The organism is Peribacillus loiseleuriae, assembly GCF_001183985.1.
GTDB classification, from domain to species: domain Bacteria; phylum Bacillota; class Bacilli; order Bacillales; family DSM-1321; genus Peribacillus; species Peribacillus loiseleuriae.
The window spans coordinates 66,097-72,472 of the sequence record NZ_LFZW01000001.1; the positions used below are offsets into that span (position 1 = coordinate 66,097).

At 38.3% G+C, this 6,376-nt stretch carries 7 protein-coding genes; all 7 read left to right on the top strand.

What is annotated here, in order from left to right:
- The first annotated feature begins 155 nt into the window (after positions 1-155).
- The 7 genes from cysK (at position 156) to lysS (ending at position 5,976) form a co-directional block, all read left to right on the top strand.
- Positions 156-1,082: a cysteine synthase A gene (gene cysK, locus AC625_RS00320; RefSeq protein ID WP_049679508.1), complete on the top strand. Its 927-nt coding sequence runs from the start codon at positions 156-158 to the stop codon at positions 1,080-1,082.
- A gap of 307 nt (positions 1,083-1,389) precedes the next feature.
- Entirely contained in the window at positions 1,390-2,226 is an 837-nt protein-coding gene (gene folP / locus AC625_RS00325) for a dihydropteroate synthase (RefSeq protein WP_049679509.1), read from the top strand.
- The gene (folB, locus tag AC625_RS00330; protein WP_049679510.1) at positions 2,219-2,578 is read left to right on the top strand and encodes a dihydroneopterin aldolase; all 360 of its coding nucleotides are present in this window, start codon (positions 2,219-2,221) and stop codon (positions 2,576-2,578) included. The genes folP and folB overlap by 8 nt, the downstream gene beginning before the upstream one ends.
- Before the next feature lies 1 nt (position 2,579).
- On the top strand, positions 2,580-3,107 hold the full coding sequence (folK, locus tag AC625_RS00335) for a 2-amino-4-hydroxy-6-hydroxymethyldihydropteridine diphosphokinase (RefSeq protein WP_049679511.1): 528 nt from the start codon (positions 2,580-2,582) through the stop codon (positions 3,105-3,107).
- Positions 3,059-3,274 (top strand): helix-turn-helix domain-containing protein, encoded by a 216-nt coding sequence (locus AC625_RS00340; RefSeq protein WP_049679512.1) that lies wholly within the window; start codon positions 3,059-3,061, stop codon positions 3,272-3,274. Before folK ends, AC625_RS00340 begins: the two co-directional genes overlap by 49 nt.
- 28 nt (positions 3,275-3,302) lie before the next feature.
- On the top strand, positions 3,303-4,301 hold the full coding sequence (gene dusB, locus AC625_RS00345; RefSeq protein ID WP_049679513.1) for a tRNA dihydrouridine synthase DusB: 999 nt from the start codon (positions 3,303-3,305) through the stop codon (positions 4,299-4,301).
- Between the two features lie 193 nt (positions 4,302-4,494).
- Positions 4,495-5,976, top strand: a complete 1,482-nt coding sequence (gene lysS, locus AC625_RS00350; protein WP_049679514.1) for a lysine--tRNA ligase — start codon at positions 4,495-4,497, stop codon at positions 5,974-5,976.
- The last annotated feature ends 400 nt before the right edge of the window (positions 5,977-6,376 follow it).

A 6,376-nucleotide genomic window follows, 5' to 3' on the forward strand; every position in this document is an offset into this window, starting at 1 on the left:
CGGGTGTGCCGACAGATGGAAAATTCCGATGTGGTTTTGCTTACTACTAGGTTTGGTTAATAGGCAGAATAGTGTAAAAAAATTGACAGTTCTATGCTGTTGGTGTACATTTTATATAAAACCAATAAAACTACTAGGTATTAGGAGTGTGGATAATGACACGTATTGTAAATTCTGTTGCTGAATTAATCGGCCAAACACCAATTGTAAAATTAAACCGACTGCAAGATGAGAATAGTGCGGACGTATATGTAAAACTTGAATATATGAACCCAGGAAGCAGTGTAAAAGATCGCATTGCTTTAGCTATGATCGAATCAGCAGAAAAAAGCGGCAAACTAAAAAGTGGTGATACCATTATTGAACCTACAAGCGGAAACACAGGGATCGGTTTAGCGATGGTGGCGGCAGCCAAAGGATATAAAGCAATTCTTGTCATGCCTGAAACAATGAGCATAGAGCGTCGCTCCCTGTTACGTGCATATGGAGCGGAATTAGTGTTAACGCCTGGTCCTGATGGGATGAAAGGGGCGATTGCAAAAGCGAATGAGCTTGCAAAGGAAAATGGCTACTTCGTCCCTCAACAATTTGAAAATGAAGCAAACCCTGAAGTACATCGCAACACGACTGGTCCTGAAATTATAGAAGCGTTTGGAGAGGGAAAACTGGATGCCTTTATTTCTGGTATTGGTACTGGTGGAACCATTTCTGGTACAGGTCAGATATTGCGAGAGAAATACTCGGATATTAAAATCTATGCAGTTGAGCCTACTGATTCAGCTATTCTATCAGGTGGTAAACCTGGTCCGCACAAAATCCAAGGAATTGGTGCAGGTTTTGTTCCGGAAACGTTAAATACTGAAATTTATGATGAAATAATTACTATCAGTACTGAAGAAGCATTCGAATATGCCCGACGTGCTGCCAAAGAAGAAGGAATTCTAGGTGGGATCTCTTCAGGAGCTGCTATTTTCGCAGCGGTACAAGTGGCGAAGAAACTAGGTAAAGGAAAAAAAGTTTTAGCTATTATTCCGGATAACGGAGAACGTTATCTGAGCACGCCTTTATATCACTTTGATTAAGGCTTAGTTTCATAAAAATAGGAGGATGTCTCATAAGGGGCTGATCCCGTACTCTAAATCAGTATGTAGTGTTTCGTACACTTATATTCTACTGAATTTAGTTATTACGGGATCTGACCTTTGTCTTGAGACATCTTATTTTTATTGGTCAATAATTAGAAATGGCAGCAAGCAAGTGTGAATATGGTTATTAGGGTTTCTTATGGCTTTATGTATTGATGTATGTGATTGCTCAACCTTAAATACAGAGTCGTCTTATGGTACACTCGTTATATGAGAACTTTATTTGGATAAGGAGAACGGATGCATGCCATTGCTAAATATTAAATGTGGTCCATATTCGCTGGACTTAAATAGAAAAACAGTAATTATGGGGATATTAAATGTCACTCCAGATTCATTCTCAGATGGAGGGCGTTATAATCGAATTGATCGGGCTTTGAAACATGTTGAGCAAATGGTTAAGGATGGAGCAGACATCATAGATATAGGTGGAGAGTCAACTCGTCCTAATTATGATAGAATTTCAGATGAAGAAGAAATTGAACGGGTTGTTCCTATCATTGAAGCAATTTCACGAAATATTGACGTGCCGATGTCGATCGATACGTATAAGTCTGCTGTAGCAAGGGAAGCGCTAACAGCAGGGGCGCATATTCTCAATGATATTTGGGGGGCTAAGGCAGATTCTAGCATGGCTAATATCGCTGCTGAATTTCAAGTTCCTATCATATTAATGCATAATCGCAAGGAGAGCGATTATCAACTTTTTATGCGTGATGCCATTAATGATCTATATGAAAGTATTATCCTTGTGAAAAATGCAGGAGTATTGGATCAGAATATTATTCTTGATCCTGGAATTGGCTTTGCGAAGGATACTTCTTTGAATTTGGAGATGATGAGAAATCTTGATAAGCTCGTCGCGTTAGGTTATCCGGTACTATTAGCAACTTCCAAGAAGTCCATGATTGGTAATGTTCTTGACTTACCACCAAATGAGAGAATGGAAGGTACTGCTGCGACAATTTGTTTTGGGATTCAACAAGGCTGCCAAATGATTAGGGTTCACGATGTTAAGGAAATGGCACGGGTAGCGAAGATGATGGATGTCTTGGTAGGAAAGGAAGAATACAGTGGATAAAATCTATTTAAATAGTATGCAATTTTACGGCTACCATGGCGTATTTCCAGAAGAGACGCGTCTAGGACAGCGTTTTTATGTGGACTTGATTGTAGAAACCGATTTAGCTACAGCGGGTAAAAGTGATAATCTTGAGGATTCAATTAACTATGGTGAGCTATATGAAGTGTGTAAGAGTGTGATGGAAGGAAAACCATATAAATTAGTAGAGGCTGTTGCGGAAAAGATAGCTTCAGAACTGATCTCACGCTTTTCTAAGGTGCAAACATGTACAGTAAAAGTATATAAACCCGATCCACCAATCCCTGGCCATTATCAATCTGTAGCGGTTGAGATTAAAAGGGGAAGGTGACATGGAGAATTATTCATACTTATCGATTGGTTCTAATATTGGAGATCGTTCGACATATATCAAAGAAGCCATTTTGCTATTACATGAAATAAAGGAAGTAAATGTTGTACAAACATCGTCACTATATGAAACTGCACCCATTGGATATTTAGATCAGCCTCAGTTCTTAAATGCAGTTATACTGGTTAGTACTGGATTAAGTGCAGAAGGCTTACTAAGTGTTTGTCAAGAAATCGAACAGAGATTAGGAAGAAAAAGGGATATTCATTGGGGGCCTAGAACAATAGACCTTGACATTTTGTTATATAATCATGAAAATATTGAGACAGAGAGACTTTCTGTACCGCATCCTCGGATGATGGAAAGGGCGTTTGTACTCGTTCCGTTATTGGAGATAAATCCAACTATCATGCTACCGACTACAGATACACCTTTAAACGATATTCTTGAGAAATTAGAGGATAAAGAAGGAGTCCAACTATGGAAGCAGAAAAGTGGGGAAGGCGCATACGCGCTTTTCGAAAGTTAAAAGGTTTTACTCAGGAAGGGTTTGCGAAAGAAATTGGTATTTCCGTATCGCTTCTTGGTGAAATTGAAAGAGGTAATCGTCTAGCCTCAGATGAATTATTGCTTGAAGTATCAGAAGCACTCGGAATAACAGTAGAGGAACTTGAGCCAATTGAAGATAAAGAGTAAATTAAACAACAGTGAAGGAGGTAACAGCGTGTTAAAGATTGGAAATGTTGAAATGAATAACCAGGTCGTTCTTGCGCCAATGGCTGGTGTTTGTAACTCTGCTTTTAGATTGACGGTAAAAGAGTTTGGAGCAGGTCTTGTTTGTGCGGAAATGGTAAGTGACAAGGCGATAAATTTAAAAAACGAAAAAACGATGAATATGCTTTATATAGATGAAAGAGAGAACCCACTCAGCTTGCAAATCTTTGGTGGTGAAAAGGAATCATTAGTTCAAGCAGCGAAATTCGTTGATAAGAATACGAATGCTGATATTATCGACATCAACATGGGATGTCCTGTTTCGAAAATTATCAGATGTGAAGCGGGTGCTAGATGGTTGTTAGATCCAAATAAAATTTATGATATGGTATCAGCAGTAGTAGATGCAGTGGACAAACCGGTAACTGTAAAAATGCGTATAGGTTGGGATGATGAGCATATCTTCGCTGTTAAGAATGCTCAAGCTGTTGAACGCGCAGGTGGCAGTGCTGTAGCCATTCATGGTCGGACACGCCTTCAAATGTACGAAGGAAAGGCCAACTGGGATATCATTCGTGAGGTGAAAAATTCCGTAAATATCCCTATTATTGGTAATGGTGATGTTGAAACACCTCAAGATGCAAAAAGAATGCTTGAAGAAACTGGAGTAGATGGTGTCATGATTGGGCGAGCTGCACTAGGTAACCCATGGATGATTTATCGCACAGTGAAATATCTTGAGACAGGTCAATTGATGGATGAACCTGGAGTGCGTGAGAAGATGGATGTATGCGTCCTTCATATGGATCGTCTAATTGCCTTGAAGAACGAAAATATTGCTGTTCGAGAAATGCGTAAGCATGCTGCGTGGTATTTAAAAGGGGTCCGCGGCAATGCGAAGGCAAGAAAAGGAATAAATGAATGTAATACAAGAGAAGACGTTGTCACACTTCTATACGATATGGTGGAAGAAATTGAAGCGAAAGAGTCAACAATTCAAATGGCTTAATAATTTGACATTACTTCCCTGTTTACCTATAATACGCTTAAACTAACTGCCGGAGATAACTGGCAGTTTTTATATGGATGTTTTTAAGGGAAAAGACTGTTCGATTACTTTACTTTGTGTAAAAATAATAGAGTATCTAAATTTAGTAGCGAATCAATATAAAGAGAAATAGAAAAAATGGAGATGAACGTTCATGACTGAAGAGTTAAATGACCAATTACAGGTTAGACGAGATAAAATGCAAGCAATCTTGGGTAATGGACAAGATCCGTTTGGAAGCAGATTCGATCGAACTCATCAAGCTAAGCAAATTATACAAGCTTATAATGAAGTATCGAAAGAGGATCTAGCGGAGCAAGAAATTGAAGTGACAATTGCTGGACGTATCATGACAAAACGAGGAAAGGGTAAAGCTGGATTTGCCCATGTGCAAGATCTGACAGGACAAATTCAAATCTATGTAAGGTTGGATGCTGTTGGAGAAGAACAATACCAATCATTTGGACAAACCGATTTAGGGGATATCGTTGGTATTACTGGATTGGTTTTCAAAACTAATGTAGGAGAACTATCAATTAAAGCGACTAACTATGTTTTCTTAACGAAAGCTCTTCGTCCGCTTCCAGATAAATTCCATGGATTGAAAGACGTTGAAGAGCGTTACCGTAAACGTTACGTCGACCTCATAACAAATGAAGAAAGTAAAAGCACTTTGATTTTGCGCAGCCAGATTGTCCGATCGATGAGAAGATATTTAGATGATCATGGATATCTGGAAGTGGAAACACCTTTATTACATTCTATTGCTGGTGGAGCGGCAGCTCGCCCGTTCGAGACGCATCATAACGCACTAGATATGCCTTTGAATTTAAGGATTGCAATTGAACTTCATTTGAAACGCCTGATTGTCGGTGGCCTTGAAAAAGTATATGAAATCGGTCGTGTCTTCAGAAACGAAGGTGTTTCTACACGTCATAATCCTGAATTCACCTTGATTGAATTATATGAAGCATACGCGGATTATCAAGATATCATGAGTCTTACAGAGAACTTAATTGCTCATATTGCAAAAGATGTATTAGGTACAACCACTATTCAATATGGAGATTATGAAATAGATTTAAATCCTGAGTGGAAACGCCTGCATATGGTTGATGCGGTTAAAGAGTATACGGGAGCAGACTTCTGGAAAACGATGAGCAAAGAAGAAGCACAACAATTGGCTAAAGAACATGGTATTGAAGTGAAAGATACAATGGAATTTGGACATATTGTTAATGAATTCTTTGAGCAAAAGGTAGAAGATAAGCTTATTCAACCTACTTTTATTTTTGGCCATCCGGTTGAAATTTCACCATTAGCCAAGAAGAATCCACAAGACTCACGATTTACAGACCGTTTCGAACTGTTTGTTGTTGGGCGTGAACATGCAAATGCATTCACTGAGCTAAATGATCCAATAGATCAACGTCAACGATTTGAAGCGCAACTGAAAGAACGAGAGCAAGGTAATGATGAAGCGCATGAAATGGACGAAGACTTCATTGAAGCGCTTGAATACGGAATGCCGCCAACTGGAGGATTAGGAATTGGGATTGATCGTCTGGTCATGCTATTAACAAATTCTCCATCCATCCGTGACGTGTTATTATTCCCACTTATGAGACAACGTTAATATTCTATATAAACAAAGGATCGTTTAGATAATATCTACTCGGTCCTTTGTTTATAATAGTTTTAGAATTATTATGTTCTTTAATAAAGAGATAGTTCATTCCTACATACTAAGTGAATTTTATATGTTAACTTATAATTTTAAGCGGATTTTAAAAAAAGTCTTGCATCGTTATTATTATGGTGTTATATTTATATCTGTTGTTAAGAACGAGTTACGAAAACATTAAATTTATTTTAAAAAATTATTGACTCTTACATAAACGACGTGGTAATATAATAAAGTCGCCTCTGAGAGAGACGACAAAGATTGCTCTTTGAAAACTGAACAAAACAAAGCGCCAACGTTTAAATTTAAGTGAGTACACACTATAACAACAAATGAGCAAGTCAAACCAAAC

Coding starts and splice junctions, on each gene's coding strand:
- cysK (WP_049679508.1), top strand. CDS start 156: ATGACACGTATTGTAAATTCTGTTGCTGAATTAATCGGCCAAACACCA.
- folK (WP_049679511.1), top strand. CDS start 2,580: ATGGAGAATTATTCATACTTATCGATTGGTTCTAATATTGGAGATCGT.
- AC625_RS00340 (WP_049679512.1), top strand. CDS start 3,059: ATGGAAGCAGAAAAGTGGGGAAGGCGCATACGCGCTTTTCGAAAGTTA.
- lysS (WP_049679514.1), top strand. CDS start 4,495: ATGACTGAAGAGTTAAATGACCAATTACAGGTTAGACGAGATAAAATG.
- folP (WP_049679509.1), top strand. CDS start 1,390: ATGCCATTGCTAAATATTAAATGTGGTCCATATTCGCTGGACTTAAAT.